This window comes from Pseudomonas sp. PSPC3-2, assembly GCF_049897085.1.
GTDB classification, from domain to species: Bacteria; Pseudomonadota; Gammaproteobacteria; order Pseudomonadales; family Pseudomonadaceae; genus Aquipseudomonas; species Aquipseudomonas paraveronii.
Window position 1 is genome coordinate 288,037 of the sequence record NZ_JAFCVO010000004.1, and the last position, 26,642, is coordinate 314,678.

Annotated in this window: 25 protein-coding genes and 1 pseudogene; 9 read left to right on the forward strand and 17 right to left on the reverse strand. The window is 62.4% G+C overall.

From position 1 onward, the window contains the following. Window positions 1–175 precede the first annotated feature (175 nt). A pseudogene (locus ACP7CJ_RS09890) lies at window positions 176–772 on the forward strand (methyl-accepting chemotaxis protein); the annotation flags it as partial. Window positions 773–1,107: 335 nt separating this feature from the next. On the opposite strand, the gene ACP7CJ_RS09895 reads toward ACP7CJ_RS09890, so the two are convergent. From ACP7CJ_RS09895 to ACP7CJ_RS09910, 4 genes are read right to left on the reverse strand one after another with little or no spacing between them, the layout of a single operon-like run. Beyond that, entirely contained in the window at window positions 1,108–1,476 is a 369-nt protein-coding gene (locus ACP7CJ_RS09895; protein ID WP_426100206.1) for a glyoxalase superfamily protein, read from the reverse strand. 29 nt (window positions 1,477–1,505) lie between these two features. After that, the gene (locus tag ACP7CJ_RS09900) at window positions 1,506–2,969 is read right to left on the reverse strand and encodes an N-acyl-D-amino-acid deacylase family protein (RefSeq protein ID WP_426100208.1); all 1,464 of its coding nucleotides are present in this window, start codon (window positions 2,967–2,969) and stop codon (window positions 1,506–1,508) included. A gap of 1 nt (window position 2,970) precedes the next feature. Continuing rightward, on the reverse strand, window positions 2,971–3,831 hold the full coding sequence (locus tag ACP7CJ_RS09905; RefSeq protein WP_426100210.1) for a MurR/RpiR family transcriptional regulator: 861 nt from the start codon (window positions 3,829–3,831) through the stop codon (window positions 2,971–2,973). Window positions 3,832–3,843: 12 nt separating this feature from the next. After that, complete coding sequence (locus ACP7CJ_RS09910) at window positions 3,844–5,193, reverse strand: gluconate:H+ symporter (protein WP_426100212.1); 1,350 nt, start codon at window positions 5,191–5,193, stop codon at window positions 3,844–3,846. A gap of 248 nt (window positions 5,194–5,441) precedes the next feature. Between ACP7CJ_RS09910 and ACP7CJ_RS09915 the strand changes: the two genes are divergently transcribed. Then, entirely contained in the window at window positions 5,442–5,822 is a 381-nt protein-coding gene (locus tag ACP7CJ_RS09915) for a lysozyme inhibitor LprI family protein (RefSeq protein WP_276194852.1), read from the forward strand. A gap of 10 nt (window positions 5,823–5,832) precedes the next feature. Here the strand turns inward: ACP7CJ_RS09915 and ACP7CJ_RS09920 are convergent, their stop codons facing one another. From ACP7CJ_RS09920 to ACP7CJ_RS09940, 5 genes are all read right to left on the reverse strand, one after another. Continuing rightward, entirely contained in the window at window positions 5,833–7,278 is a 1,446-nt protein-coding gene (locus ACP7CJ_RS09920; RefSeq protein ID WP_426100214.1) for a SulP family inorganic anion transporter, read from the reverse strand. Window positions 7,279–7,405: 127 nt separating this feature from the next. Next, entirely contained in the window at window positions 7,406–8,299 is an 894-nt protein-coding gene (locus tag ACP7CJ_RS09925; protein ID WP_426100216.1) for an NAD-dependent epimerase/dehydratase family protein, read from the reverse strand. Between the two features lie 103 nt (window positions 8,300–8,402). Next, window positions 8,403–9,299 carry a LysR substrate-binding domain-containing protein gene (locus ACP7CJ_RS09930; RefSeq protein ID WP_426100218.1) on the reverse strand — a complete coding sequence of 299 codons (897 nt, stop codon included), beginning with the start codon at window positions 9,297–9,299 and terminating at the stop codon, window positions 8,403–8,405. A 30-nt stretch (window positions 9,300–9,329) separates the two neighbouring features. Further along, window positions 9,330–9,920: an NAD(P)H-dependent oxidoreductase gene (locus tag ACP7CJ_RS09935; RefSeq protein WP_276194859.1), complete on the reverse strand. Its 591-nt coding sequence runs from the start codon at window positions 9,918–9,920 to the stop codon at window positions 9,330–9,332. Window positions 9,921–10,043: 123 nt separating this feature from the next. Next, window positions 10,044–10,808 (reverse strand): sulfite exporter TauE/SafE family protein, encoded by a 765-nt coding sequence (locus ACP7CJ_RS09940; RefSeq protein WP_426100220.1) that lies wholly within the window; start codon window positions 10,806–10,808, stop codon window positions 10,044–10,046. A gap of 184 nt (window positions 10,809–10,992) precedes the next feature. Between ACP7CJ_RS09940 and ACP7CJ_RS09945 the strand changes: the two genes are divergently transcribed. Beyond that, complete coding sequence (locus ACP7CJ_RS09945; RefSeq protein WP_426100222.1) at window positions 10,993–11,889, forward strand: LysR substrate-binding domain-containing protein; 897 nt, start codon at window positions 10,993–10,995, stop codon at window positions 11,887–11,889. Here ACP7CJ_RS09945 and ACP7CJ_RS09950 read toward each other — a convergent pair. Both ACP7CJ_RS09950 and kynU read right to left on the reverse strand, forming a co-directional pair. Continuing rightward, window positions 11,835–13,241 (reverse strand): amino acid permease, encoded by a 1,407-nt coding sequence (locus tag ACP7CJ_RS09950; RefSeq protein WP_426100224.1) that lies wholly within the window; start codon window positions 13,239–13,241, stop codon window positions 11,835–11,837. The genes ACP7CJ_RS09945 and ACP7CJ_RS09950 overlap by 55 nt on opposite strands. A gap of 295 nt (window positions 13,242–13,536) precedes the next feature. Beyond that, window positions 13,537–14,787, reverse strand: coding sequence for a kynureninase (gene kynU, locus ACP7CJ_RS09955; RefSeq protein ID WP_426100226.1), 1,251 nt, complete (start codon window positions 14,785–14,787; stop codon window positions 13,537–13,539). Between the two features lie 144 nt (window positions 14,788–14,931). Between kynU and ACP7CJ_RS09960 the strand changes: the two genes are divergently transcribed. Continuing rightward, entirely contained in the window at window positions 14,932–15,405 is a 474-nt protein-coding gene (locus tag ACP7CJ_RS09960; protein ID WP_247400149.1) for an Lrp/AsnC family transcriptional regulator, read from the forward strand. Between the two features lie 130 nt (window positions 15,406–15,535). Here the strand turns inward: ACP7CJ_RS09960 and catA are convergent, their stop codons facing one another. From catA to ACP7CJ_RS09975, 3 genes are read right to left on the reverse strand one after another with little or no spacing between them, the layout of a single operon-like run. Further along, a complete protein-coding gene (gene catA / locus ACP7CJ_RS09965; RefSeq protein WP_247400147.1) occupies window positions 15,536–16,465 on the reverse strand; it encodes a catechol 1,2-dioxygenase in 930 nt (309 codons plus the stop codon). Between the two features lie 41 nt (window positions 16,466–16,506). Continuing rightward, on the reverse strand, window positions 16,507–16,797 hold the full coding sequence (catC, locus tag ACP7CJ_RS09970; RefSeq protein ID WP_426100228.1) for a muconolactone Delta-isomerase: 291 nt from the start codon (window positions 16,795–16,797) through the stop codon (window positions 16,507–16,509). Window positions 16,798–16,809: 12 nt separating this feature from the next. Then, entirely contained in the window at window positions 16,810–17,937 is a 1,128-nt protein-coding gene (locus ACP7CJ_RS09975) for a muconate cycloisomerase family protein (protein ID WP_426100230.1), read from the reverse strand. A gap of 114 nt (window positions 17,938–18,051) precedes the next feature. Between ACP7CJ_RS09975 and ACP7CJ_RS09980 the strand changes: the two genes are divergently transcribed. After that, complete coding sequence (locus tag ACP7CJ_RS09980; RefSeq protein ID WP_426100232.1) at window positions 18,052–18,927, forward strand: LysR family transcriptional regulator; 876 nt, start codon at window positions 18,052–18,054, stop codon at window positions 18,925–18,927. Between the two features lie 148 nt (window positions 18,928–19,075). Here ACP7CJ_RS09980 and ACP7CJ_RS09985 read toward each other — a convergent pair whose 3' ends face one another. Then, on the reverse strand, window positions 19,076–20,068 hold the full coding sequence (locus ACP7CJ_RS09985; RefSeq protein WP_276194873.1) for an AraC family transcriptional regulator: 993 nt from the start codon (window positions 20,066–20,068) through the stop codon (window positions 19,076–19,078). A 312-nt stretch (window positions 20,069–20,380) separates the two neighbouring features. Between ACP7CJ_RS09985 and antA the strand changes: the two genes are divergently transcribed. The 4 genes from antA (at window position 20,381) to ACP7CJ_RS10005 (ending at window position 24,896) form a co-directional block, all read left to right on the forward strand. After that, the gene (gene antA, locus ACP7CJ_RS09990; protein WP_426100234.1) at window positions 20,381–21,772 is read left to right on the forward strand and encodes an anthranilate 1,2-dioxygenase large subunit; all 1,392 of its coding nucleotides are present in this window, start codon (window positions 20,381–20,383) and stop codon (window positions 21,770–21,772) included. Further along, entirely contained in the window at window positions 21,772–22,263 is a 492-nt protein-coding gene (gene antB, locus ACP7CJ_RS09995) for an anthranilate 1,2-dioxygenase small subunit (RefSeq protein WP_247403632.1), read from the forward strand. Before antA ends, antB begins: the two co-directional genes overlap by 1 nt. 151 nt (window positions 22,264–22,414) lie before the next feature. Then, window positions 22,415–23,422 (forward strand): anthranilate 1,2-dioxygenase electron transfer component AntC, encoded by a 1,008-nt coding sequence (antC, locus tag ACP7CJ_RS10000; RefSeq protein WP_426100236.1) that lies wholly within the window; start codon window positions 22,415–22,417, stop codon window positions 23,420–23,422. A gap of 73 nt (window positions 23,423–23,495) precedes the next feature. Beyond that, window positions 23,496–24,896: an amino acid permease gene (locus ACP7CJ_RS10005; protein ID WP_426100238.1), complete on the forward strand. Its 1,401-nt coding sequence runs from the start codon at window positions 23,496–23,498 to the stop codon at window positions 24,894–24,896. Between the two features lie 144 nt (window positions 24,897–25,040). Here the strand turns inward: ACP7CJ_RS10005 and kynA are convergent, their stop codons facing one another. Both kynA and kynB read right to left on the reverse strand, forming a co-directional pair. Beyond that, window positions 25,041–25,898: a tryptophan 2,3-dioxygenase gene (gene kynA, locus ACP7CJ_RS10010; protein ID WP_247403640.1), complete on the reverse strand. Its 858-nt coding sequence runs from the start codon at window positions 25,896–25,898 to the stop codon at window positions 25,041–25,043. Further along, window positions 25,895–26,545: an arylformamidase gene (kynB, locus tag ACP7CJ_RS10015; protein ID WP_247403642.1), complete on the reverse strand. Its 651-nt coding sequence runs from the start codon at window positions 26,543–26,545 to the stop codon at window positions 25,895–25,897. The genes kynA and kynB overlap by 4 nt, the downstream gene beginning before the upstream one ends. Window positions 26,546–26,642 lie beyond the last annotated feature (97 nt).

Sequence of the window (26,642 nt, forward strand, 5' to 3'; positions counted from 1 at the left end):
GCAGACCAGCGCCGGTGTGAACAGCCAGAAGATCGAGACCGATCAAGTCGCCACCGCCATGCACGAAATGACCGCCACCGTGCAGGAAGTCGCGCGCAACGCCGAGCAGGCCTCCCGGGCCGCGGCCGATGCCGATGGACAAGCCCGCGCAGGCGACAAAGTGGTGGCTGAAGCCATCGCCCAGATCGAACGCCTGGCCGCCGAAGTGGCGCGTTCGACCGACGCCATGAGCCATCTGCAACAAGAGAGCAACAAGATCGGCAGCGTAATGGACGTGATCAAGGCCGTAGCCGAACAGACCAACCTGCTGGCGCTCAATGCCGCGATTGAAGCCGCGCGTGCCGGTGAAGCCGGACGTGGCTTTGCCGTCGTCGCCGACGAAGTGCGTGGCCTGGCCCAACGCACGCAGAAATCCACCGAAGAAATCGAAGGCCTGGTGGCCGGCTTGCAGAACGGCACCCAGCAGGTGGCCGCGGTGATGAACAACAGCCGCAGCCTCACCGACAGCAGTGTCGAGCTGACGCGCAAGGCCGGCGTATCCCTGGAAAACATCACCCGCACGGTGTCGAATATCCAGTCGATGAACCAGCAGATTGCAGCGGCAGCCGAAGAGCAAAGCGCCGTGGCCGAAGAAATCAGCCGCAGCATCATCAACGTGCGTGACGTGTCGGAACAGACCGCCACCGCGAGCGACGAGACGGCCAAGTCGAGCGTGGAACTGGCACGGCTGGGTAGCCAGTTGCAGCAGATGGTCAGCCACTTCCGGGTGTAAAGCGCAATCATTGTGGCGAGGGAGCTTGCTCCCGTTGGGCTGCGCAGCAGCCCAAACCGTTACCTGAATCAACTTGAGTAGGGGCCGCTTTGAACCACCGGGAGCAAGCTCCCTCGCCACAGGCATTCACGACGAGGTTCCACGTATGTCGTGCAAACTTAGACATACTCGGCCCTCCATGAGTTGGGCCTTACCTCCAGCGCACTTACCGGAACATGTGAGCCTTTGGATGCGGGTCAACGCTTCCTGTTAGAACGCAACCCCAGTCACTCACTGGGCTTGCACAAAAAAAACCGCCCTACTAAGGCGGTTTTTTATTGCCTGCGCTTTACCCCTCAGCCCTCGCCCTCCTCGACAAACACCAGCCGATTGCCAAACGGATCGTGGATGCTCATCTCCCGCGAACCCCAGGGCATTTCTTCAACGCCTGGCTTGGCAAAACGATAGTCCTTGCCCTGCAATTGCTGCTGATAGGCGTCGATGCCCTGCGCCTGAATCCGCACCGCCGCACCCGGCGAAGCATCGCCATGGTGTTCGGACAAATGCAGCACGCACTCACCCAACGACACCTGCAGGTACAACGGAAAATTCGCCTCGAAGCGGTGCTGCCAATCGACCGTGAACCCCAAAAAGTCGACATAGAACGCCAACGCCTTGGCCTCGTCGAAAATCCGCAGGATGGGGGTGACTTTTCCTAAGTGCATGGCAACCGCTCCGTGTGTAAGAGCGCCCACTATAGAGTCGAAAACCCACCCCGCAAATCCCCACTGCGTGCCAGGAACCGCCCCGGCCGCTGGCCATTCGGCTGTCCGTCGCAATAACTCAACACGCCGTTGACCCACACGCCATCAATCCCTTGCGCGGCCTGCTGCGGCGCCTCGAAATCCGCCACATCGCGCACGCGTAGCGGATCGAACAGCACCAGATCGGCCCAGTGCCCTACACGAATTTCGCCCCGCTCGGACAAGCCGAATCGCGCCGCCGACAAGCCGGTCATCTTATGCACCGCCGTGTGCAGCGGAAACAGCCCAACGTCCCGACTGAAATGCCCCAACACCCGTGGAAACGCGCCCCACAAGCGCGGATGCGGGAACGGATCTTCGGGCAAGCCATCCGATCCGACCATCGACAGCGGATGCGCGAGGATACGGCGCACATCCGCCTCGTCCATGCCGTAATACACCGCGCCCGCCGGTTGCAGGCGGCGGGCGGCGTCCATCAGCGAAACGTCCCACTCGGCCGCGATCGCCTGCAAGTCGCGTCCGCCCATTTCCGGGTGCGGTGTCGACCAGGTGATGGTGATGCGAAACGCGTCGGTGACCTGCTTGAGATCCAGGGTCGAAGAACTCGCCGCATAGGGATAACAATCACACCCCACCGGATGGGTTTTCGCCGCCTGTTCCAGCGCCGCCAACAGCTGCGGACTACGCCCCCAGTTACCCGCACCTGCACACTTTAGGTGGGAAATGATCACCGGCACCTGGGCATGCCGACCGATCAGAAACGCTTCGTCCATGGCCTCCAGCACCGGTTCAAACTCACTGCGCAGATGGGTGGTGTACACCGCCCCATAGGCCGTCAGTTCTTCACTCAGTTGCAGCACCTCATCGGTCTCCGCATTGATCGCGCTGGCGTAGGCCAGGCCGGTGGATAACCCGAGGGCGCCGTCCTCCAGGCTGTCGCGCAACTGCACGCGCATCGCGGCGATTTCATCCGGCGTGGCGCTGCGGTGCAGGTCGTCCATATGGTTGCTGCGCAGCGCCGTGTGGCCGATCAGCGCCGCGACGTTGACCGCCGGGTGTGCGCTTTCCACGGCGGCGCGGTAATCGGCAAATCGTGGATAGGTGAACGCCTCACGCCGGCCCAGCAGGTTCATCGGGTCCGGCGGCTCACCGCGCAAACGCACGGGCGACGCGCTGATGCCGCAGTTACCGACAATCACCGTGGTCACACCCTGGCTGAGCTTGGGCAGCATCTGCGGCTGACGGATCACCACCGTGTCATCGTGGGTGTGTACATCGATAAACCCCGGCGCCAACACCCGGCCTCGGGCGTCGATCGCCTGCTCGGCCAGCGCCGCCGACAAGTCGCCGATCGCCTCGATACGCCCGTCGCGCAGCCCCACATCGGCGACATACCCAGGCGTGTTGCGGCCATCCATGATCAGCGCCTGGCGAATCAGCGTGTCGTACTGCATATCAGTCTCCAAGCGGCAGGCTGTCAGGGCCGCCGCGATAGTCGTCGAGGGCCAGCTTGATGCGGCGCAGGCGTTCCTGGTTGTCGTCCGGCATGGCCAGCGCGAGTTCGGTGGCAAGCAGGTCAATGGCCAGCAGCATGCCGTAGCGCGCCGCCGTGGGTTTGTAGATGAAGCTGGTTTCGGCCGGTTGCAGCGCCAGTACGACATCCGCCAGCGCGGCCAGGGGGGAGCCGGCCAGGGTGATGGCGACGATGGGCGTGTCGTAGTTGCGCGCCAGGGCCACCACGTCCAGCAACTCCGGGGTGAGACCGCTGAGCGAACAGACGATCAACGCATGCTCCGGCCCCAGCGTCGCCGCCGTGACGCGCATCATCACCGGGTCATGGCAGGCGGCAATCGGGTAGCCCAGACGCACCAGGCGCACTTGCAACTCATCGCTGCACAGGCTCGACGGGCCCCCCATGCCAAACGCGTGGATCATCCGCGCCTTGCCCAGCAGGCTGACCGCATCGACAAAGCCGGCCTGATCGAACCCCGACAGGTGCTGGCGCAACGTCGCCTCGATATCGCCGAGAATCTGCCGATGAAACCCCGACTGCTCAGGCTTGCCCGCCGGGTCCAGGAAGCGGCTGCCCACGCCACTGGCCTGGGCCAATTGCAGGCGCAAGTCGCGCAAATCCCGGCAACCGACGCTGCGCGCAAACCGCGACAACGTGGCGGTGCTGACCTCGGCGCGTTGGGACAACTCTTCCAGGCTGGCCGACGCGGCAAAGCCCACGTCATCGAGCATCAACTTGGCGATACGCCCTTCGCCGGCACTGAAAGACGCCTGGCGGGCGCGGATCTGGTAGAGGATGTCCATGGGGTCTCCGGATTACAGGATGCAGGACAGACCATACGTCAGACCGAAGGCAACTACTGAAATCAGGGTCTCCAACACGGTCCAGGTCTTGAAGGTCTGGATCACGCTCATATTGAAGTATTCCTTGATCAGCCAGAAGCCGCCGTCGTTGACGTGGGAAAAGATCACCGAACCCGCACCGGTCGCCAGCACCAGCAGTTCAGGGTGTGGATAACCCAGGCCCAGCGCGACCGGCGCGACCACCCCGGAAGCGGTGGTCATGGCTACGGTGGCCGACCCGGTAGCGATGCGCATCAACGCGGCGAATAGCCAGCCCATCACCAGCGGCGACAGGTTGAAGGCATGGGCCAGGCCGAGGATTTCATTGGTCACGCCGGCGTCGACCAAGATCCGGTTCAAACCGCCGCCCGCGCCCACCAGCAAGGTGATACTCGCGGTCGGCGCCAGGCATTCGTTGGTGAACTTAAGGATCGACTCGCGGTTGAAACCTTGCGCCAGGCCGAGGGTCCAGAAACTCACCAGGGTCGCAACCAGTAGCGCGACCACCGAGTTGCCGATAAACAACAGGAACTGGTTAAAACCGCTGCCGGGGGTGGAAATCACGTTGGCCCAGCCGCCGATCATCATCAGCACCACCGGCAACAGGATGGTGCCCATGGTCAGGGCGAAACTCGGCAACCGGCTGCGCGGCTCGCGCTCGATGAACTGGCGCTCCAGCGGGTTTTCCGCTGGCAGGTGAATGCGCGGCACGATGAATTTGGCATACAGCGGGCCGGCGATGATCGCCGTGGGAATGCCGATCAAAATCGCATAGAGCACGGTCTGCCCGACCGAGGCGTTGTACGCCAGCACCGCCATCATCGCCGCCGGGTGCGGCGGCACCAGCGCATGCACCACCGACAGGCCGGCGACCATCGGCAAGCCGACCATCAGGATCGACACCCCCACACGCCGGGCCACGGTAAAGGCGATCGGCACCAGCAACACAAAACCGACCTCGAAAAACAGCGGGAGCCCCACCAGAAAAGCAATGCACACCATCGCCCAGTGGGCATTGCGCTCGCCAAAGCGGTTGATCAGCGTGCGCGCCACCTGCTCGGCGCCGCCGGATTCAGCCATCATCTTGCCGAGCATGGTGCCCAGCGCGACCACCAGGGCGATATGCCCCAGGGTTTTACCGACGCCCGCCTCATAGGAGCCCATGATGGTGTCCGCCGGCATCCCGGCCATCAGCGCCAGGCCGATGGACACCAGGGTGATGACGATAAACGGGTTGAGTCGGTAACGTGCAATCAGCACGATCAAAGCAATGATGGCGATGGCAGCGTATGCCAATAGCCCGAAGCCCGGTGATGCGGCCATGCGGTACTCCTCGGAAAGGCTCACGTCGAATGGGTTGTGAAACTCATAAATCATTACCGAGGAGCATTTTCAATTTTTATGAAAGTAATTTTCGCCCACAGATAAGCGCTGTCGCGTTGGGACATGCCCGACAGCGGCGCATGAAAATTCAGGGGGTGTTCTTACATCAAGTTCAGAAAAGGCTGGAAACTCAACACGCGCGCTTGAGTCTTAAAATGCGCACCCACCGACATCCAGGACACTCGCTCATGATCCGCACCTCCCTCGCCGCCAGCGCCGTGCTGCTCGCCCTGTGCAGCAGCGCGTCGGCCGCCGACAACGCCGCACTGAAGAAATGCATGGACAGCGCCAACACGACCGTCGACATGGTCAAGTGCAACACCCAGCAAACCAAAGTGCAGGACACGCGCCTGAACACCGCCTACAAGACCGCCCTCGCCGCCCAGGAAGGTGCGCGCAAGCAGCAATTGCAGGAGGTGCAGCGCCTGTGGATAAAGTACCGCGATGCCAATTGCGCCTTTGCCGGCAGTGCCACCGGCGGCAGCATTGATCAGGTCAACGGCACCGGCTGCGTGCTGGACATGACCCAGACCCGCGCCCAGGAACTGGAAGACCTGGTCGGGCCGTGATCCCTCACAATCAGTCGTGATGGACCTTGGCGCGCTTGAGCAGCTTCTTGCAGCGCTCGGACAAATGCAGCACGCGCAGATGCTTGCCGGCCTTGCTGTAGCGCTCGCGCAAGGTCATCAGCGCGGCAATCGCGGAGTAGTCGACAACGCTCAGGTGACGGCAATCCAGCGTCACCGCTGCCGGGTCGTTCGCAGGGTCAAAGCAGTTCAAAAACGGCGTGGTCGAGGCAAAGAACAAGGTGCCATGCACGCGGTAGAGCTTGCTGCCGTCCGCTTCCAGATGTTCATCCGCATACAACTCCCGCGCCTGTTGCCAGGCGAAGTTCAGCGCCGCGATCACGATCCCGCACAACACGGCCGTGGCCAGGTCGGTGAACACGGTGATCACGGTCACCGCGATGATCACCAGCACGTCGTTGAGCGGCACCTTGTTGATCACCCGCAGCGACGCCCAGGCGAAGGTCTGCTGCGACACCACGAACATCACCCCCACCAGCGCCGCCAGCGGAATGCGCTCGATCAGCGGTGACAGAAACAGAATGAACAACAGGATCATCACCCCGGCCAAGACCCCGGAGAAACGCCCGCGCCCGCCGGAGCTGAGGTTGATCACGGTTTGCCCGATCATGGCGCAACCGCCCATGCCGCCGAACAGGCCCGAGAGCATATTCGCGGCGCCCAGGGCCACGCTCTCACGGTCGGGATAGCCGCGGCTCTCGGTGATTTCGTCGGTGAGATTCAGGGTCAACAGGGTTTCCAGCAGGCCAACCATCGCCATCAAAAATGCGTAGGGCGCGATGATGCCGAGGGTCTCCAGGGTCCAGGGGATCTGCGGCAGCGCGAAGCTCGGCAGGCCACCGGCGATGTGGGCCATGTCGCCCAGCGTGCGCGTCGGCAAGCCCAGCAGGTACACCGCCAGGCCCACGCCGAGGATCGCCACCAGGGCCGGCGGCACCGCACGGGTCAGGCGCGGCAACAGGTAGACGATGGCCATGGTCACCAGCACCAGGCCGGTCATCACATACAGCGGCGTGCCGCTGAGCCAGGTATCAGCGCTTTTGAAATGCTCCAACTGCGCCAGGGCGATGATGATCGCCAGGCCGTTGACGAACCCCAGCATCACCGGGTGCGGCACCATCCGCACCAGTTTGCCCAGGCGCAGCAGGCCGAAGACCAGCATGATCAACCCGCCCAGCAGCACCGTCGCGAGCAAATACTCCACGCCGTGTTGCACCACCAGCGCGACGATCACCACCGCCATCGACCCTGCCGCGCCAGAAACCATCCCCGGCCGGCCGCCGAACAACGCCGTGAGGGTGCAGATGATGAACGCGCCGTAGAGGCCCATCAGCGGGTTGAGGTGCGCCACCAGGGCAAAGGCGATGCATTCTGGCAGCAAGGCAAAAGACGTGGTGAGGCCGGCCAGGGCGTCGGCGCGAAGACGGGTGAGGTTCATGAGGTACCAGGGCATTGCGGGGAATAAGGCGGGGAATGGTACGGAATTGGGCGCGGTGGGGCCAGCGATTGTGCATACCCCTGTGGCGAGGGAGCTTGCTCCCTCGCCACAAAAGCGCAGAGGGGTATCAGACCATTTCGCGGCGAATCCACTCCACCACCGACGTGCGCTTGGGCACCCAACCCAGCAGTTCACGGGCATGCTTGCCGCGCACGCGGCTGTTGGAGCCCAGGCCGTAGTTGGCCATTTCATAGCCCCATTCGGCTTCGGCGTCGGCCAGGGGCCAATCCTGCGGTTTGCCCAGGTTCAGGGCATCGGCGATGGCGGTGGTCATGTCGATAAACGCCGCTTCGCTGCTTTCCACGAAGTAGAACGTGCCCGGTACGTTCTTCTCCAGCGCCAGCAGGTAGAGCGCGACCACGTCCTCGATATGCACATTGGACCAAATGTTCTGCCCTGTGCCGACATGGCGCACTACCCCGCTCTTGCGCGCCTGCTTGAGCAAGCGCGGCAATTGCACGCTGTCACGCTTCACGCCCAGGCTGTGGCCGTAGATCAGGGTGTTGCAGATCACCGCCGAGTTCACGCCGTCTTGGGCGGCAGCCAGCACCAGTTTGTCGATGGCGACACGGGCGGCCTTGTCGACAGTCGGTTCCGGCAGGTGGTCTTCGAAGTAGATGACATCACTGGCCTTGCCGCCCGATGCATCGCCGACGATGCTCGAACCGCTGGTGTGCAGCAACGGTTTGTTCGAACCTTTCAAGGCTGCCAGCAGCGTTTCCACGGCCGCGCGATGGTCGCTGCTAGCGGCGTTGATCACCGCGTCGGCCTGCGTGGCCTGTTCGGTCAACACCGCACGGTCATCCAGAGTGCCGATGACCGGGGTGATGCCCAGGGCCGTCATCTCGGCGGCTTGATCGGCGCTGCGCACCAGGCCTGTCACATGGTGGCCGGCCTTGACCAGGCCGGTGGCGATGGAACCGCCGATAAAACCAGCGGCGCCGGTAACGAATACGTTCATGGCGTTCTCTCCTGACTGAGTAAGTGATGGGCCCAGTATCAAGGCCCCATCCCTGTTGAATAAGACCGTATTGCCCAATTCAATCTTGCGTGCAGGTCACGAATCAGCAGGCGTACCGCGCCAGCTTGGCCTGGATGAAGTCCAGGAAGCATTGGATGCGCAAGGCCAGTTGCGAGTTGCGGTAATACACCGCGTGGATCGGCTGGCGATAACCGCTGTTGAACGCCTCCAGCACCGGCACCAGGCGCCCGGCCTCGATGTCTGCGCTGGTCATGAAGTTCGACAGGCAGCCAATGCCCTGCCCTTCGAGCGCCAGTTGTCGCAAGGTTTCGCCGCTGGACGCGGCAATGCCGGGCTGGATCAGCCAGCGGTCACCCGCCACGTGGCGCAGCGGCCAGTGGTTGAGCGTCTCGGTCTGGGTGAAGCCAAGCAAGGTGTGCTCGGCCAACTCGGCGACCGTGGTCGGCGTGCCGTATTGCTTGAGATAGGCCGGGCTGGCAAGGATATGCAGCGGGGTGCAGCCGAGGGACCGCGCATGCAGGGTGGAATCGGCCAGCGCGCCGATGCGAATGGCGATGTCGGTGCTCTGCTCCAACAGGTCGATGATCAAGTCATCACTGTTCAGCTCCAGTTGGATCTGCGGGTACAGCCCGCGAAACTCGGCGATGTAAGGCACGATCCCATGCAGCATGAACGGCACGGCGGCATTGATGCGCAACCGCCCCGCCGGTTTTTTCTGGCGCGACGACAAGCGCTCCTCCAGCTCATCCATCTGCGCCAGGATCACCTTGGCCTGCTCGAAGAAATACTTGCCCTCCTCGGTCAGGTCCATGCGCCGCGTGGTGCGGTTGATCAGCGTGGTGTCGAGTTTGGCTTCCAGGCGCGACAAGGTGCGGCTGAGCGCCGACGGCGTCTGCCCGATCTGCTCCGCCGCAGCGGAAATCGAGCCGCACTCAATCACGCTGACGAAGATCTGTAATTCATCGGATCGGGCTTTCACAGGCTGTCCTCTTTATCGGCACAGCGCAGCTTACACCGAGAGGTCGAACACCTGCGCCAGATGCTGCTCGTAGCGCGCCACGTCAGCGTCGATGGCCGGGCGCTTCATGACGTCCACGCAGAGGAACGTCGGCAAGGCCGTCATGCCGAGGAACTGATTGGCCTTGTGAAACGGCAAGTACACCGCGTCCACGCCTTGGCCTTCGAAGAAGTCGCTCGGGTCGTCGAAGGCTTGCTGCGGGGCGTTCCAGGTCAGCGATAGCATGTACTGCTTGCCGTGGATCAGGCCGCCGCTGCCGTATTTCTGCGACGCGTCGGAACGGGTGCGACCATCGCTGGCGTAGAGGCTGCCGTGACCTTCGGTGAAGACTTCGTCGATGTACTTCTTGACGATCCACGGCGCGCCCATCCACCAGCCGGGCATCTGGTAGATGATCACGTCAGCCCAGAGGAATTTGGCGACCTCTTCGGCCACGTCGTAGCCTTCGTCGATATGCGTGACCTTGATGTCGATACCGCCACGGTCGAGTACCGCCACGGCGGCGTCATGCAGGGTGCTGTTGTAGCGACCGTCGGAGTGGGCGAATTGTTTACCGCCGTTGAGCAACAGGACTTTTTTCATGGAGGAGCGCCTTAAGATTAAAAATGTCTGAAGGCAGGGTATCGATGCGCCTTGTGCGGAATAAGCCTTGGCGCGGCAAAATACATTTGACTAAAAATCACGAATTCGAATCTATTATTGCCTTTACCCACTGATCAACAGATGCGCGCCCAACAGCGCCATGCCGATAAAAAACACCCGTTTGAACAACCCGGCACTGATCCGTTGGCGCAATACCTGCCCGAGCCACATCCCCAGCAAGGCCGGCGCCAGCGCCAAGAGCGAGGCATTGATTTCGCCGCCGCCGAGGCTGCCACGCCAGACCAACCCGGCGGCCAGCGCCAATGTCGACACGCTGAACGACAACCCCAGCGCCTGCACCAACTGATCGCGACTCAAACCCAACGCTTGCAGGTACGGCACCGCAGGAATCACGAAGACGCCGGTGGCCGAGGTGATCAGGCCGGTGACCAGCCCACACACCGGCGCCAACCAGCGCTCGGTTGCGGGCTTTACGCTGAATGTGGGCAGCAACAGTCCACTCAACGCATACACCAGCAACGCCGCGCCCAACGCGCGCGCCACCCAATCGCCACCGCCCATTCCCAGCCACAACGTGCCCACCCCGGTGCCGAGGAAAATCAGCAGTAACAGCGGCCACAGGCGTTTGAGCAACGCGCTCAAGTGGCCGCCGAAGGCCAGTTGCCAAAGGTTGGTCACCATCGAAGGGATGATCAGCAACGCCGCAGCCTGCGCCGGCAACATAGCCAGGCCGAGCATGCCCATGGCGACGGTGGGCAGGCCCAGGCCAATCACGCCTTTGACGGTGCCAGCCAGCAGGAAGGTGCCGATCACCAGCAGGGTCAGGGCGGTGCCGAGGTTTTGGTAGAACGCGAGGAAGGTTGTCATCGGCCGAGTGTGGGGCTTTTCGCTGGGCGCGAAAATTCACCATATACTGAGGCAGCCTCTTGTTTTGCGTGAGGCTGATGCCGCCATCGCGAGCAAGCCCGCTCCCACAGTTGAAATGCATTCCAACTGTGGAAGCGGGCTTGCTCGCGATAGCGCCAGTCCAGCGAAAGGAAATCTTCCAGCCATGCACTTCGACCTGATCGACCTGCGCCTCTACCTGCACATCCTCGACGCCGGCAACATCACCGCCGGCGCCAGCCGCAGCCACTTGTCCTTGGCCGCCGCCAGCGCGCGCATCCGCGCGATGGAAGCCGCGCTGGGCGTCGAATGCCTCGAACGCGGCCGCCGTGGCGTCACGCCCACGGCCGCTGGCCGCGCCCTGGCCCGTCATGCCCGGCTGTTGCTGCAACAGGCCGAGCACCTGCAACAGGACCTGGCGGAGTACGCCAACGGCGTCAAAGGCCAGGTGCGCCTGCTGTGCAACACCACCGCCCTCAGCGAATACCTGCCGGAACTACTGGCGGATTTTCTGCGCGAGCACCCCAACCTCGATATCGACCTGCAGGAACTGCCCAGCCTGCGCATCACCCAGGCCTTGCGCCAGGGCACCGCAGACCTGGGGATCATCTCCGACGCGGTGGACACCCACGGCTTGCAGACCCTGGCGTTTCGCGACGATCCGCTGGTGCTGATCATGCCGTTGGAGCATCCGTTGGCGGCAAGTACGGTGAGTTTTATCGACAGCCTGCATTACGACTATGTGGGCCTGGCCGCCCACAGCGCGTTGGCGGTGTACCTGGAAGAACAGGCGTTGCACGCGGGGTTTCGCTTGCAAACGCGCATCCGGGCCGAGGGCTTTGATGGGGTGATGCGCATGGTCGCACGCGGCGCGGGCCTGGGGATCGTGCCCCAAGCGGCGCTGGCGCGTTGGCCGTTGGAGCAGCGCCTCAAGGCCCAACCGTTGCGAGAAGATTGGGCCTGTCGAACGTTGCTGTTATGCGCGCGCTCGTTCGAACACCTGCCGGGTTATGCCAGGGCCTTGCTCGACGCCTTGGCCCTGCCCTTGCGGAAAAACCCGTAATACACCGCCGACAGAATCAGCAGGAACGGCACGCCGAACACCAGGGTCATCTTGAACGCGTCGGTGAAATACGTGGTGATCATCACCGCGCCCATCAGCACCAGGCCCAGCAGCGTGCTGTAGGGAAACAGGCGCAGTTGGAACGACAACTTCGCCCCGCCATGACGCTTGCGATAGCGGCGGAAGAACAGGTGCGTCAGGAAGATCATGAACCAGGTGAAGATCGCGCCGAACATCGAGATCGCCATCATCAGTGTGAACGCGCTTTCCGGATACATCAGGTTAAGCAGGGTCGCCAGGGCGATGCCCGAACTGGACAGCAACAAGGCGTTCAGCGGGATGCCGCTCTTGCTCAACGCGCCCATGGACGTGGGCGCAAAGCCGGCGCGGGACAGGCTGAACATCATGCGCGTGGTGATGTAGAGCTGGCTGTTCATCGCCGACAGCGCCGCGATCAGGATCACGAAATTCATCACCCCGGTGGCGCCAGGAATGCCGATGGTCTGCATCACCGTGACGAACGGGCTCTGGGTCTGCCCGGCCTGGTTCCACGGCACGATGGCCAACATCAGCGCCAGGGTCAGCAGGTAAAACACCACCAGGCGCACGATGGTCGCGCGAAAAGCCTTCTTCACCGCCTGCTCCGGGTCAGCCGCTTCACCGGCCGCCACGGCGATCATCTCCACGCTCAGGTAGCTGAAGATCGACACGATCACGGCGATCCACATGCCGCTCAAGCCATGCGGGAAAAAGCCGTCGTGGGCCGTGTAGTTCTGCACGCCGTACTGCGGGTTGCCGGAGCCGAACACCACGTACACCGCAAGGAGGATGAAGCCGACGATGGCGCTGATCTTGATCGTCGAGAACCCGTATTCGAAGTTGCCGAAGGTTTTCACGCTGATGGCATTGAGCAGGATCAGCACGCTGGAAAACGACACGATCCACACCCACTCCGGCACGTTGGCGAACCAGTACTTCATGTACATCGCCACCGCCGTGACCTCGGCGCCCACCGCCAGCACAATCGCCGCCCAATAGGCATAACGCACCAGGAACCCGGCCAGCGGGCTGATGTAGAACTCGGCGTAGGCACCGAAGGAGCCGGAGGTGGAATGGGCCACCGTCATCTCCGCCAGGCAGCCCATCAGCAGCAAGGTGATCAACGCACCGATGGCGTAACTCAGCAGCACGCTGGGCCCGGCATAGCCGATGGCATAGGCGCTGCCCATGAACAGCCCGGTGCCGATGGCGCCACCGATGGCGATCATACTCATCTGGCCGGAAGTGAGCTGGCGCCTCAGGCCCAGTTCACGGTGGGTGATTTCTGCAAAGCCGTCGTTTGGCGTGGTCACGTGGTGTGCCCCTTATTGTTGTGATTGCACGATTTGTCTGTTGCCACAGACTCCCTGTGGCAGGGGGCTTGCTGGTGATAGCAGTCTTTCAGTCGATGCATGGGTGACTGATCCGCCGCCATCGGGGGCAAGCCCCCTCCCACAGGGGTCTGTGGTGTTCATTCATTGAGTGTCTGGCGCAGGCTCAGTGTGGGAGGGGGCTTGCCCCCGATGGTGGTGTGTCGGTCGCCGGATTCGCACGCTGATACGGCTCTATCGGGAGCAAGCCCCCTCCTCCATTGTTGTCTGTGTTTGTTCAGGTGACGCTGTTGCGCACCTTGAATTGCGGTTGGTCCCACGTGTGGTTGTCGAGGATGTCGCCGAGGATTTCCACGGCGTCCCATACCTCGCTGAAACTGGTGTACAGCGGCGTAAAACCAAAGCGCATGATGCGCGGCTCGCGGTAGTCGCCGATCACTCCACGGGCAATCAGCGCCTGGATTACCGCGTAGCCTTCAGGGTGCTCAAAGCTCACATGGCTGCCGCGTCTAGCGTGCTCGCGCGGGGTGATCAACACCAGGCCGTGGGCGGCGCAACGGGCTTCGACGCACGCGATGAACAGGTCGGTCAGGGCCAGGGATTTACGGCGCAGGCTGGCCATGTCGGTCTGTTCGAAAATCTCCAGGCCGCATTCCACCATGGCCAGCGAGGTGATCGGCTGGGTGCCGCACAGGTAACGGGCGATGCCGGCACTCGGCGCATAGCTCGACTCCATGGCGAACTGCCGGGTATGCCCGAACCAGCCCGACAACGGCTGGCGGACCACGTCCACCAGCGCGGGGTTAACCCACACGAACGCCTGGGAGCCGGGGCCGCCGTTGAGGTATTTGTAGGTGCAGCCGATCGCGTAATCGGCGCCGGCCCGATGCAGGTCGATGGGCACCGCGCCCGCCGAATGCGCCAGGTCCCAGAGGCTCAGCGCGCCGCACTCGTGGCTCAATGCGGTGAGCGCCTGCATGTCATACATGTAGCCGGTCTTGTAGTTGACGTGGGTGAGCATCACCACCGCCACATCCTGATCAATGGCCTGAGGCAGTTCGTCCGGGCTGTTGACCAGCCGCAGGGAATAGCCCTGTTGCAGCAGCTCGGCGAGGCCTTCGGCAATGTACAGGTCGGTGGGGAAGTTACTCGCTTCACTGACGATCACCTTGCGCAGCGGCTGGCGTTGGCGCTGCACGCTCAATGCGGCGCTGAGCACCTTGAACAGGTTGATCGAGGTGGTATCGGTGATCACCACTTCGCCGTCGCCCGCACCGATCAACGGCGCCAGGCGATTGCCCAGGCGCTGCGACAAATCCGCCCAACCCGCGCTGTTCCAACTGCGAATCAGGCCATTGCCCCACTCCTCGGCGATCACCTGCTGCGCCCGCGCAAGCGCTGCCACCGGACGCGCACCGAGGGAGTTGCCGTCGAGGTAGATCACCCCCTGCGGCAAGGCGAACTGGTGACGCAGCGGCGCCAACCGGTCCTGGTCGTCAAGGGCTTGGCAATGGCTTCGAGTGATCATGGGCTGTCCTGATTTTTATAAAGGAATATGCAGCAAATAATGAACGAGGTTTTAGAGAATTTTCGTGCAAAGTGGTGGGCAACAGGCTAATTAAGCTGTAGGAAATTCGAAGTTCAACCGAAAAAACGCGGATTTATTCTAAGTATGATTCTCGACGCCACCGACCTGCGCCTCCTGCATTTCCTGCAACAGGACGGCCGTATCAGCAACCAGGAACTCGCGGAAAAAGTCGCGCTGTCGCCCTCCGCCTGCCTGCGCCGTCTGCGCCTGCTGGAAAGCGAAGGGATCATCAGCGGCTATCGCGCAGTGTTGAATGCCGAGCAGTTGGGGATCGAGCTGGAAGCCATCGTCCACCTGTCATTGCGCCAGGACGTGGAGGATTGGCATGAGACGTTTATCCAGAAGGTGCAAGGCTGGCCGGAAGTGGCCAGCGCCTACGTGATTACCGGCGCCAGCAACTATGTGCTGCGGGTGCAGGCGCGCAACCTCAAGCACTTTTCGGACTTTATCGTGAACCACCTGAACCGCACGGCGGGGGTGATGGATATCCGTTCGGAGATTGTGTTGCAGAAGATCAAGGATCGCGACGAGGTGTTGGATCTGGTGCTGCGCAAATAGCCGCAGCACCATCGGTCAAAAAATGTGGGAGGGGGCTTGCTCCCGATAGCGGTGTGTCAGTCGCCGGATTCGCAAGCTGATCCATCGCCATCGGGAGCAAGCCCCCTCCCACATTTTTTGACCGTGCTGATCAATCTTCCAATGCACGCACCCGCTGCATGCGCTTTTGCTCTACCGGCGCAGCGGCGAGCTGCACCTCAAAGTCAAAATCAATCTGCGCAAAACGCCCGTCCACACCCAACTCCCGCGCCAATTGCTGATCGTCACTGAAGCGAATTTCGGCAATCAATTCATCCCGCGTCGCGTAGGCAAAATCATCGTGCAGGTACGGGTCGTCTGACAGGTTGATCTGCGTGGTCAGGTGCCGATGCCCCGGCGCCGAGATGAAGAAGTGAATATGCGCCGGGCGCTGCCCGTGGCGTCCCAGTTGATCGAGCAACTGCTGGGTCGGCCCGGTCGGCGGGCAGCCATAGCCGGACGGCACGATGCTGCGAAAACGGAAGTTACCCTGGGCATCGGTCTCGATGCGGCGGCGCAGGTTGAACTCCGACTGCGCGGTGTCGAACCAGGAGTAAGTGCCGCCGGTATTGGCCTGCCACACATCGACAATCGCCCCGGCCACCGGTTTGCCCTGCGTGTCCCGCACCTGCCCGCGCATGAACAGCGGCACGCCCGGGTCCTGGCCGTCATCCAGGCGCGCTTCGTATTTCGACAACGGCGCCCCCGCCACATACAGCGGGCCTTCGATGGTGCGCGGCGTGCCGCCGGTTTTGCCGGCTTCTTCGTCGGCGGCGTCCATCAGCAAATCCAGGTAATGCTCCAGGCCGAGCCCGGCGGCGAGCAAACCGGCTTCCTGGTGTTTACCCAATTCGTTGAGGTAGTTGACCGCCGCCCAGAATTCTTCGGGGGTGACTTCCAGGTCTTCGATGATGTTCACCGTGTCCCGCAGGATTCGGTAGATCAGCGTCTTGGTGCGCGGGTTGCCGCTTTCGCTGCGGTTGCCGCTGGCTTCTTCGAGAAACTGTTGGGCGTGGGCAGTCTGGGACAGTCGGATGGACATGGTGCAATCCTCATCTTGTAATTATTCGGGATAAAACAGGCTCAGCGGTCATCCGCGTGGATCGACGACGGGTGCCTGCACAGCGCATTCACTTCGATGGCCATGTAGGGATAAAGCGGCAGTTGCATCAGCAGGTCGTGCAGCTCCTGCACGCTGTCGACATCGAACACGCTGTAGTTGGCGTAGAGCCCGGCGATGCGCCACAGGTGGCGCCATTTGCCCTCTTGCTGCAGGCGCTGCGCCAGGTTTTTTTCTTCGGCCTTGAGGTTGGCGGCGCGTTCGGGGTTCATGTCGACGGGCAGGTGTACGCTCATTTTTACGTGGAACAACATGGCAGGCGCCTCTTAGTGGTTGTCACGCCGGAAGAACGCCAGACGCTCTTCATCGATGGTCAGGCCCAGGCCCGGTGCGGTGCCGACATGCAGGTGGAAATCGCGGTACACCAGCGGCTCGGTGAGGATGTCTTCGGTGAGCAGCAGCGGGCCGAACAGCTCGGTGCCCCACGTCAGGGTGTCCAGGGTGAGGAACGCATGGGCCGAGGCCAGGGTGCCGATGCCGCCTTCGAGCATGGTGCCGCCGTACAGACCAATCCCGGCCGCTTCGGCAATCGCGGCGGTGCGCAACACCGCGCGCGGGCCACCGTTCTTGGCGATCTTGAGGGCAAACACCGAAGCCGCGCCTTCGCGGGCCAGGTTGAAGGCGTCCTCGACACATTCGATGGATTCGTCGGCCATGATCGGCGCCGGGCTCGACCGGTTAAGCCGGGCCATGCCACCACGGTTGTTGCGCGAGATCGGCTGTTCGATCAGGTCGATAGCGTTGTCGCCGAGCACCTTGCAGGCGCGCAGGGCGACGGCTTCATCCCAGGCCTGGTTGACGTCGACGCGCACACTGGCGCGCTCGCCCAGGGCTTTTTTGATCGCGATCACATGGGCCAGGTCGGCACTGACCTCACCGGCACCGATCTTCAATTTGAAGACGCGGTGACGGCGCAGGTCGAGCATCTTCTCGGCTTCGGCAATGTCCTTTTCGGTGTTGCCGCTGGCCAGGGTCCAGGCCACCGGCAACGCGTCGCGCACGCGGCCGCCGAGCAGTTCGCTGGCCGGCAGGTTCAGGCGTTTGCCCAGCGCATCGAGCAAGGCGCTTTCGATACCGGACTTGGCAAAGGTGTTGCCGCGAATGCTGCGCGCCAGGCGCAACATGGCGGCATTGATGTTGTTCGCGTCCTGGCCGATCAGCAGCGGGGCGAAGTGGCGGTCGATGTTGATTTTGATGCTGTCGGGGCTTTCGTTGCCGTAGCTCAGGCCGCCGATGGTGGTGGCTTCGCCGATGCCTTCAATGCCGTCGGCGCAGCGCAGGCGGATGATCACCAGGGTCTGGTTTTGCATCGTGTGCATCGCCAGCTTGTGCGGGCGGAGGGTGGGGAGGTCGACGATGATGGTCTCGATCGACTCGATGGCACAAATCGGCATGGCTATACCCGTTGGGTTCTTTATAGATTTGAGCCGATTCTGTGCCGCATTTTTCCAGGGTTCCAATATAGAATTGGTCTCGCACAATACCTTCAAGGTATCAAAGGAGCTGTCATGGAACTGCGACATCTGCGCTATTTCCAGGTGCTGGGCGAAACCCTCAACTTCACCCGCGCCGCCGAACGCCTGCACATCGCCCAGCCGCCGTTGAGCCGGCAGATCCAGCAATTGGAGGATGAATTGGGCGTGATACTGCTGGAGCGCGGCCGCCCGCTGCGGCTGACCGAGGCCGGACGGTTTTTCTATGAGCACGCCAACGTGCTGCTGGAGCAGTTGGGCAAGGTCTGCGACACCACCCGGCGTATTGGCCAGGGCGAGAAGACCTGGCTGGGCATCGGCTTTGCGCCGTCGACCTTGTATGGCGTGCTGCCCGAGCTGATTCGGCGGCTGCGCAACCATGAAGCGCTGGAGCTGGAGCTGGGGCTGTCGGAAATGACCACCTTGCAGCAGGTCGAAGCGCTCAAGGCTGGGCGCATTGATGTGGGCTTCGGGCGGATTCGCATCGATGACCCGGCCATCGTCCAGCGCGTGCTGGTGGAGGACCGCCTGGTCGCGGTGCTGCCCGCCGGTCACCCCTTGCTGGACGCGCCCGCCACCCTCGCCCAACTGGCTGCCGAGCCCTGCGTGCTCTACCCCGGCAACCCACGGCCCAGCTATGCCGACCATGTGATCGCGCTGTTCGACGCCCACGGCTTGAGCCTCAAGGTGGTGCAATGGACCAACGAATTGCAGACCGCCATCGGCCTGGTCGGCGCGGGCATGGGCGTGACGCTGGTGCCGGCGTCGGTGCAGGTGCTGCATCGGGCGGACATCGGCTACACGCCGATTGTGGAAACCACCGCGACCTCGCCGATTATTCTCAGCCGGCGGGTGAATGATCAGTCGCCGGGGCTGAGTCATTGTTTGCAGTTGGTTGAAGAACTGATCTGAAATCTCCCAGGCACTGGAGATCAAATGTGGGAGGGGGCTTGCCCCCGATGGCAGTGTGTCAGTCGATGCATAAGTTGGCTGTTCCACTGCTATCGGGGGCAAGTCGAACCGTCGCACCGCCCCTCCCACAGTTGATCTGCGGTGTTTTTTAGAAAGTGCGCAGGCGGTTGCGCTGCAAGGTCTGGCTCGGCGACTCATCGAACAGCTTTCTGTACTCCGCCGAGAACCGCCCCAGGTGCGTAAACCCCCAACCCAGGGCAATCTCGGAGATGGTTCGGGTGGAGCCGTGTTCGAGGATCTCCTGGCGCACCGCCCCCAGCCGATACTTTTTCAGGTAAGCCATCGGCGACAGCGCGAAGTATTTGCGAAACGCATCGAACAGCTTGAACCGCGAGACCCCGGCGGCGGCTTCCAGATCTTCCAGATGCACCGCTTCGCGGGCGTTGTCGTGAATGTATTGGCGGGCGCGGATCAAGTAGTGCGGCAGTTTCACGCCGAGTACGTCGCGCAGTTCCTCTGAATAGTTATTCGGCTGGGCGAGGATCAGGCCCTTGATCAGCGAGCTTTCCAGGTCGCGGGTAAACGCCGCCTGCTCGTACAACTCGCTGCTGCGCGCAAGCTCCGCGATGAAATAACGCGCCATGCGCCACCACGAGGCCGGCGCACCGTCCACCGCATCCATTACCGACTCAAAACGCAGCGGCGCCTCAATCGGCCGTTGCAGCAGCCCTTCCAGCGACTCGTTCATCGCCGCGCGGGTAATCACCACCTGCAACTTGCGGCAATCGCCGGAAATCGCCAGCACCTGGTGCTCGTTGGGCGAGATGATCACGCCTTGATCGCGGTTGGAACTCAGGCGCTCGCCGTTCTTGCTCAACTCCTGCTCGCCCACCAGCGGCAGGCTCAGGCTGTAGCTGCTGAAGTGCTCGGCGTCCTCAATGTCGATGGTCACGTCGGTGCCGTATTCGATCACGCCCAAGGTGGTGGCGCGGGACTTGAACACGTTGGCGCTGTGATGGAAACGCAGGCGCTCGGGCGTAGCCGTCTCCAGGCGGTGCGGCCCGCAGATGCCGGACATCCAGCTGCGGGCGCCCTCCAGGTCGAAGCGTTCGATACGGATATCGCGTGTATGGCTACTCATCAGGCTGCACCCACGGCGGTTAGGCGGTTGCGCGCTCTAGCGGCGCGTCGTGACAGATCGACAGCAAGTTCTGCGCCACGGCGGCGGTCTCGCTGCTGGGTGGATAGCAACGCTCGACTATGTGGATAAACCACCGACTTCTGCGCGCACCGCCCTGCATGACAGTAGCGCATCGCGTCACCGCCCTGCACCGGCGTGGGTATTTGCTGCCCAACTATCCGGCCCGCCTTCGCCCATTAAGCGGATAGCCCGCCGCCTCGGTGCAGCCTCTAAATGGCTTACCCGTTCAGCCATTATCAAAAGGTGCGTCCCATGAGTGGTGCAAGAAGCGTCGAGCAATGGAAAAGCTTCATCGACAGCTGCCTGGATTTTCGCCCCGCCGATGAAGTGTTCCGCATCGCCCGCGACATGTTCACCGAGCCGCAACTGTTCGACCTGGAGATGGAACTGATCTTCGAGAAAAACTGGATCTACGCCTGCCACGAAAGCGAACTGGCGAATAACCACGATTTCGTGACGATGCGCGCCGGGCGCCAGCCGATGATCATCACCCGCGACGGCGACGGCCACCTCAACGCGCTGGTCAACGCCTGCCAGCATCGCGGCACCACCCTCACCCGCGTCGGCAAGGGCAACCAGTCGACCTTCACCTGCCCGTTCCACGCCTGGTGCTACAAGAGCGACGGCCGGCTGGTGAAGGTCAAGGCACCGGGGGAATACCCGGAAGGTTTCGACAAGGCCACGCGCGGCCTGAAAAAAGCACGCATCGACAGCTACAAGGGCTTTGTGTTCATCAGCCTGGACGTGAACGGCACCGACAGCCTGGAAGACTTCCTCGGCGACGCCAAAGTGTTCTTCGACATGATGGTCACCCAGTCCGCCACCGGTGAGCTGGAGGTGCTGCCGGGCAAGTCCGCGTACACCTACGACGGCAACTGGAAGCTGCAGAACGAAAACGGCCTGGACGGTTATCACGTCAGCACCGTCCACTACAACTACGTGGCCACGGTGCAGCACCGCCAGCAGGTCAATACCGCCAATGGCACCGCGGCCGGCGCGACGCTGGACTACAGCAAACTCGGCGCCGGCGACGCAAATACCGACGACGGCTGGTTCGCCTTCAACAATGGCCACAGCCTGTTGTTCAGCGACATGCCCAACCCCACGGTGCGCTCCGGCTACGCCACCATCATGCCGCGCCTGGTGGCAGAACACGGCCAGCCAAAAGCCGAGTGGATGATGCACCGCCTGCGCAACCTGAACATCTACCCGAGCCTGTTCTTCCTCGACCAGATCAGCTCGCAGCTGCGCATCATCCGCCCGTTGGCGTGGAACAAGACCGAGATCATCAGCCAGTGCCTGGGGGTGAAACATGAGTCCGACGCCGACCGGGAAAACCGCATCCGCCAGTTCGAGGACTTTTTCAACGTCTCGGGCATGGGCACGCCGGACGATCTGGTCGAGTTTCGCGAAGCCCAGCGCGGATTCCAGGGCCGCCTGGAGCGCTGGAGCGATATCTCACGCGGCAGCCACCGCTGGGCCACCGGGCCGACGCCGAACAGCGAAGCCCTCGGCATCCAGCCCGCCATGACCGGCACCGAATTCACCCACGAAGGCCTGTACGTCAACCAGCACCGCAACTGGCAGCAGTTCCTGCTCAACGGCCTCGACCAACGCGCGCTGAAGCTGCGGGAGGTGGAATGATGAATGCGCCATTGCAGTACCGGATCGAGCAGTTTTTCTATCGCAAATCCGAGCTGTGCGACGCCCAGGACTGGGACGCCTACGTGCAGTTGTTCGACCCGCAGAGCGAGTTCCACCTGCCGCAATGGGACTCCGAACACGTCTACACCCGCGACCCCAAGCGCGAAATGTCGCTGATCTATTACGCCAACCGCACGGGCCTGGAAGACCGCGTGTTCCGCCTGCGCACCGGCAAGGCGGCGTCGGCCACGCCGATGCCGCGCACCTTGCACCTGATCCACAACGTGCGCATTGCCGAGCAGGCGGACGGCACGCTGGAGGTGCGCTTGAACTGGCACACGCTGTTCTATCGCCTGGCCACGTCGGAGCAGTTCTACGGCCACGCGACCTATCGCCTCAAGCCCCATGGCGACAGTTGGCTGATCACCCGCAAGCACGCGTTGTTGCTCAACGACACCATCAACTCGGTGCTGGATTTCTATCACCTGTAACGCTGGCGAACGCCCCCTTGTAGGAGCGAGCTTGCTCGCGAAGGACGTCAACGATGACGCGGGCATCCTGAATGTACGCGGCGTCCTTGAGTTTTTCGCGAGCAAGCTCGCTCCTACAGGGGTTCACACATGAACCCACGGAGTACTGGGGATGAATCACAAAGTGGCCTTCAGTTTTGCCGACGGCAAGACCCTGTTTTTCCCGGTGGGCGCGCATGAAATCCTGCTGGATGCGGCCCTGCGCAATGGCATCAAGATTCCGCTGGATTGCCGCGAAGGCGTGTGTGGTACCTGTCAGGGCCGCTGCGAGAGCGGCGAATACAGCCAGGACTATGTGGACGAGGACGCCCTCTCCAGCCTCGACCTGCAACAACGCAAGATGCTCAGTTGCCAGACCCGGGTGAAGTCGGATGCGACGTTCTACTTCGACTTCGATTCCAGCCTGTGCAACGCACCGGGGCCGGTGCAGGTGCGCGGCACGGTGAGCGAGGTGCGGCAGGTCTCGACCAGCACGGCGATCCTGCAGGTGCAACTGGACCAGGCGCTGGACTTTCTGCCGGGCCAATACGCCCGCCTGGCGGTTCCGGGCACCGACAGCTGGCGCTCGTATTCCTTCGCCAACCGGCCGGGCAATCAGCTGCGGTTTCTGATCCGCCTGCTGCCCGACGGGGTGATGAGCAACTACCTGCGCGAACGTTGCCAGGTCGGCGATCAGTTGCTGATGGAGGCGCCGCTGGGGGCGTTCTACCTGCGCCATGTCAGCCGGCCGCTGGTGCTGGTCGCCGGGGGCACCGGGTTGTCGGCGCTGCTGGGCATGCTCGATGAACTGGCGGCCAACGCCTGCGAGCGGCCGGTACACCTGTACTACGGCGTGCGTAGCGCGCAGGACCTGTGCGAAGCGGCGCGCATCGAAGGTTATGCGTCCGCGCTCGCGGACTTTCGCTACACCGAAGTACTGAGCGACCCGCCGCCCGCATGGCCCGGCAAGCGCGGCTACCTCACCGAGCATTTCAACCTGGCCGAATGGCGGGACAGTTCGGCCGATATGTACGTGTGCGGGCCCCCTCCGATGGTCGAGTCCATCCAGCAATGGCTGGCGGATCAGGCACTTGATGGCGTTCAGCTGTATTACGAAAAGTTCACGCAGAGTAATATCTGACCCCTCAGCACGTCTGAGGGGTTGGGCGCGGCGTGCAATCAACCCCGAGAAAAACAAGTAGAAGGGAATGTTAATGGCGGATGACATGGTTAACCCGGTAGGCCTCAAGCGTGGCCTGAAGAACCGGCATATTCAGCTGATTGCCTTGGGCGGCGCGATCGGTACGGGGCTGTTCCTCGGTTCGGCCGGGGTGCTCAAGTCGGCGGGGCCGTCGATGATCCTCGGTTATGCGATTGCCGGTTTTATCGCGTTCCTGATCATGCGCCAGCTCGGCGAGATGATCGTCGAGGAGCCGGTAGCCGGTTCGTTCAGCCACTTTGCGCACAAATACTGGGGCGGTTACGCGGGCTTCCTGGCGGGCTGGAACTACTGGGTGCTCTACGTGCTGGTGGGTATGGCCGAGCTGACGGCCGTGGGCAAGTACATCCAGTTCTGGTGGCCGGAAATTCCGACCTGGGTCAGCGCGCTGGTGTTCTTTGTCGCGGTGAACCTGATCAACACCCTGAACGTGAAGTTCTTCGGTGAGACCGAGTTCTGGTTCGCGATCATCAAGGTGGTGGCGATTGTCGGCATGATCGTGCTCGGCTGCTACCTGCTGTTCAGCGGCACCGGCGGCCCGCAAGCGTCGATCAGCAACCTGTGGAGCCACGGCGGTTTCTTCCCGAATGGCGGCATGGGGCTGTTGATGTCGATGGCGTTCATCATGTTCTCGTTCGGTGGCCTGGAGCTGGTGGGCATCACCGCCGCCGAGGCCAGCGAGCCGCGCAAAGTGATCCCGAAAGCGATCAACCAGGTGGTGTACCGCATCCTGATTTTCTACGTCGGCGCGCTAACCGTGCTGCTGTCGCTGTACCCGTGGGATCAACTGCTGCAAACCCTCGGCGCGTCGGGCGATGCCTACAGCGGCAGCCCGTTCGTGCAGATCTTCTCGCTGATCGGTAACGACACCGCCGCGCACATCCTCAACTTCGTGGTGCTGACCGCGGCGCTGTCGGTGTACAACAGCGGCGTGTACTGCAACAGCCGCATGCTGTTCGGCCTGGCCGAGCAAGGTGATGCACCGAAGGCGCTGATGAAGCTCAACAAGCAAGGCGTGCCGCTGCGCGCCCTGGCGATTTCGGCGCTGGTGACGCTGCTGTGCGTGGTGGTCAACTACGTCGCGCCGCACAGTGCGCTGGAGTTGCTGTTCGCCCTGGTGGTCACTTCGTTGATGATCAACTGGGCGCTGATCAGCCTGACTCACATCAAGTTCCGCAAAGCCATGGGCGAGCAAGGCGTGGTGCCGTCGTTCAAGACCTTCTGGTTTCCGTTCAGCAACTACCTGTGCCTGGCGTTCATGCTGATGATCATCAGCGTAATGCTCGCGATCCCAGGCATTCGCGATTCGGTGTATGCGATGCCGGTTTGGGTGGGGGTTATCTACATTGCCTACCGGTTGCGGATCAAAAACGCGAAAGTGGCAGTGACGCAATAACCTAGGTGGGAGGGGGCTTGCTCCCGATGGCGGTGTGTCAGTCAGTGGATGTGTTGGCTGTCACACCGCTATCGGGAGCAAGCCCCCTCCCACATTTTTGATTGCATTCCAAATGAAAAGCCCCGGTGATCCGGGGCTTTTTGTTTACAGCGTGGAACGCACTCGCCACAGCTCGGGGAACAGCACCGTGTCGAGCATCTTGCGCAGGTAACCCACGCCCTCGGTGCCGCCGGTGCCGGGCTGGAAGCCGATGATCCGCTCCACCGTGGTCACATGGCGAAAGCGCCATTGGCGGAAGGAGTCTTCCAGGTCGATAAACTTTTCGGCCAACTGGTACAGGTCCCAATAACGGCTCGGGTCGCGGTAGACCTCGCGCCACGCCGCTTCCACGGACGCATCGTGAACCGTCGCCGCCGTCGGGTCGCGTTCGGCGCGTTGCGGGTCGATCGCCAAACCGGCCTTGGCCATCAGGTTGATCGCCTCGTCGTACAGCGACGGCGTGGCGATTGCCACCTGCAGTTCTTGCAACAATTGCGGGCGATGGGCGTGAGGCCGCAACAGCGCCGGGCTTTTGTTGCCGAGGATGAACTCGATCTCACGGTACTGGAACGACTGGAACCCCGACGACTGGCCGAGGAACGGGCGAATGGCCTTGTACTCCGACGGGGTCATGGTCGCCAGCACCGCCCAGGCGTGTACCAGTTGATCGAAGATCCGCGACACCCGCGCCAGCATCTTGAACGCCGGCGGCAGCTCGCCCAGGCGCAGGTGTTCGCGGGCGGCCTTGAGTTCGTGGAGCATCAGTTTCATCCACAGCTCGGAGGTCTGGTGTTGGATGATAAAGAGCATTTCGTTGTGGTCCGGCGACAGCGGGTGCTGGGCGCTGAGGATTTTGCCCAGGTCCAGGTAGTCGCCGTAACTCATGGACTCGGAAAAATTCAGCTCGGCGTTATGCCATTCTTCCGGCGGTTGGTAATCCTCTGAAAAGGGACATTGGCTCATCGTGCGGGCTCCACAAGCGGGCGCAGGATTGCGCGGACCGGGCTGGCATCGAGGTGGGCAAACCGCAGCGGCAGCGCGATCAGTTCATAGTCGCCCTCCGGTACGTCATCGAGCACGATGCCTTCGAGAATCGCCATGCCATGACGGGCCACGGCGTTGTGAGAATCCATGGTCTTGGACTGCTGCGGGTCCAGGGACGGCGTGTCGATACCGATCAGGCGCACGCCCAGGCTGGCGAGCAGCTCGATGGTCTGCGGGGCGATGGCGGTGAAGTGCGCATCCCATTCAGTCAGCGGCGCTTGTGGATAAGTGCGCAGCAACACGCGCTCCGGCACGTTATCCACACGCCCGTCCAACTGCTGCGGCTGCACCAGTGCGCCGCTGTCCAGGCAATGCAACACGCGGCACGGGCCCATGTACACGTCCAACGACACCTCGCCAATCGGCGCGCCGTCCGCGCTGTAGTGCAGCGGCGCATCCACATGGGCGCCGGTGTGCGGCGACAAGGTAATGCGCCCGACATTCACCGGGCACTCCGGGCCGAACTGCCACACGCGCTCTTCCTGGAACGGTGTATCCCCCGGCCAGGTCGGGGTCGCCGTACTCAAGGGCGGGCTGATGTCCCACCACGTTTTTATTGGGTTCATATCAAGGCTCTCGGTCGTGACTGATGTGAATGATACGAGGGCCAGCTGTGAATTTTCTTGCGAATTCCTGCGCCAAGCGGGGAATCTTTCGCACTTA

Coding starts and splice junctions, on each gene's coding strand:
- ACP7CJ_RS09895 (WP_426100206.1), bottom strand. CDS start 1,476: ATGCACTTAGGAAAAGTCACCCCCATCCTGCGGATTTTCGACGAGGCC.
- ACP7CJ_RS09900 (WP_426100208.1), bottom strand. CDS start 2,969: ATGCAGTACGACACGCTGATTCGCCAGGCGCTGATCATGGATGGCCGC.
- ACP7CJ_RS09905 (WP_426100210.1), bottom strand. CDS start 3,831: ATGGACATCCTCTACCAGATCCGCGCCCGCCAGGCGTCTTTCAGTGCC.
- ACP7CJ_RS09910 (WP_426100212.1), bottom strand. CDS start 5,193: ATGGCCGCATCACCGGGCTTCGGGCTATTGGCATACGCTGCCATCGCC.
- ACP7CJ_RS09915 (WP_276194852.1), top strand. CDS start 5,442: ATGATCCGCACCTCCCTCGCCGCCAGCGCCGTGCTGCTCGCCCTGTGC.
- ACP7CJ_RS09920 (WP_426100214.1), bottom strand. CDS start 7,278: ATGAACCTCACCCGTCTTCGCGCCGACGCCCTGGCCGGCCTCACCACG.
- ACP7CJ_RS09925 (WP_426100216.1), bottom strand. CDS start 8,299: ATGAACGTATTCGTTACCGGCGCCGCTGGTTTTATCGGCGGTTCCATC.
- ACP7CJ_RS09935 (WP_276194859.1), bottom strand. CDS start 9,920: ATGAAAAAAGTCCTGTTGCTCAACGGCGGTAAACAATTCGCCCACTCC.
- ACP7CJ_RS09940 (WP_426100220.1), bottom strand. CDS start 10,808: ATGACAACCTTCCTCGCGTTCTACCAAAACCTCGGCACCGCCCTGACC.
- ACP7CJ_RS09945 (WP_426100222.1), top strand. CDS start 10,993: ATGCACTTCGACCTGATCGACCTGCGCCTCTACCTGCACATCCTCGAC.
- kynU (WP_426100226.1), bottom strand. CDS start 14,787: ATGATCACTCGAAGCCATTGCCAAGCCCTTGACGACCAGGACCGGTTG.
- ACP7CJ_RS09960 (WP_247400149.1), top strand. CDS start 14,932: ATGATTCTCGACGCCACCGACCTGCGCCTCCTGCATTTCCTGCAACAG.
- catA (WP_247400147.1), bottom strand. CDS start 16,465: ATGTCCATCCGACTGTCCCAGACTGCCCACGCCCAACAGTTTCTCGAA.
- catC (WP_426100228.1), bottom strand. CDS start 16,797: ATGTTGTTCCACGTAAAAATGAGCGTACACCTGCCCGTCGACATGAAC.
- ACP7CJ_RS09975 (WP_426100230.1), bottom strand. CDS start 17,937: ATGCCGATTTGTGCCATCGAGTCGATCGAGACCATCATCGTCGACCTC.
- ACP7CJ_RS09980 (WP_426100232.1), top strand. CDS start 18,052: ATGGAACTGCGACATCTGCGCTATTTCCAGGTGCTGGGCGAAACCCTC.
- ACP7CJ_RS09985 (WP_276194873.1), bottom strand. CDS start 20,068: ATGAGTAGCCATACACGCGATATCCGTATCGAACGCTTCGACCTGGAG.
- antA (WP_426100234.1), top strand. CDS start 20,381: ATGAGTGGTGCAAGAAGCGTCGAGCAATGGAAAAGCTTCATCGACAGC.
- antB (WP_247403632.1), top strand. CDS start 21,772: ATGAATGCGCCATTGCAGTACCGGATCGAGCAGTTTTTCTATCGCAAA.
- antC (WP_426100236.1), top strand. CDS start 22,415: ATGAATCACAAAGTGGCCTTCAGTTTTGCCGACGGCAAGACCCTGTTT.
- ACP7CJ_RS10005 (WP_426100238.1), top strand. CDS start 23,496: ATGGCGGATGACATGGTTAACCCGGTAGGCCTCAAGCGTGGCCTGAAG.
- kynA (WP_247403640.1), bottom strand. CDS start 25,898: ATGAGCCAATGTCCCTTTTCAGAGGATTACCAACCGCCGGAAGAATGG.
- kynB (WP_247403642.1), bottom strand. CDS start 26,545: ATGAACCCAATAAAAACGTGGTGGGACATCAGCCCGCCCTTGAGTACG.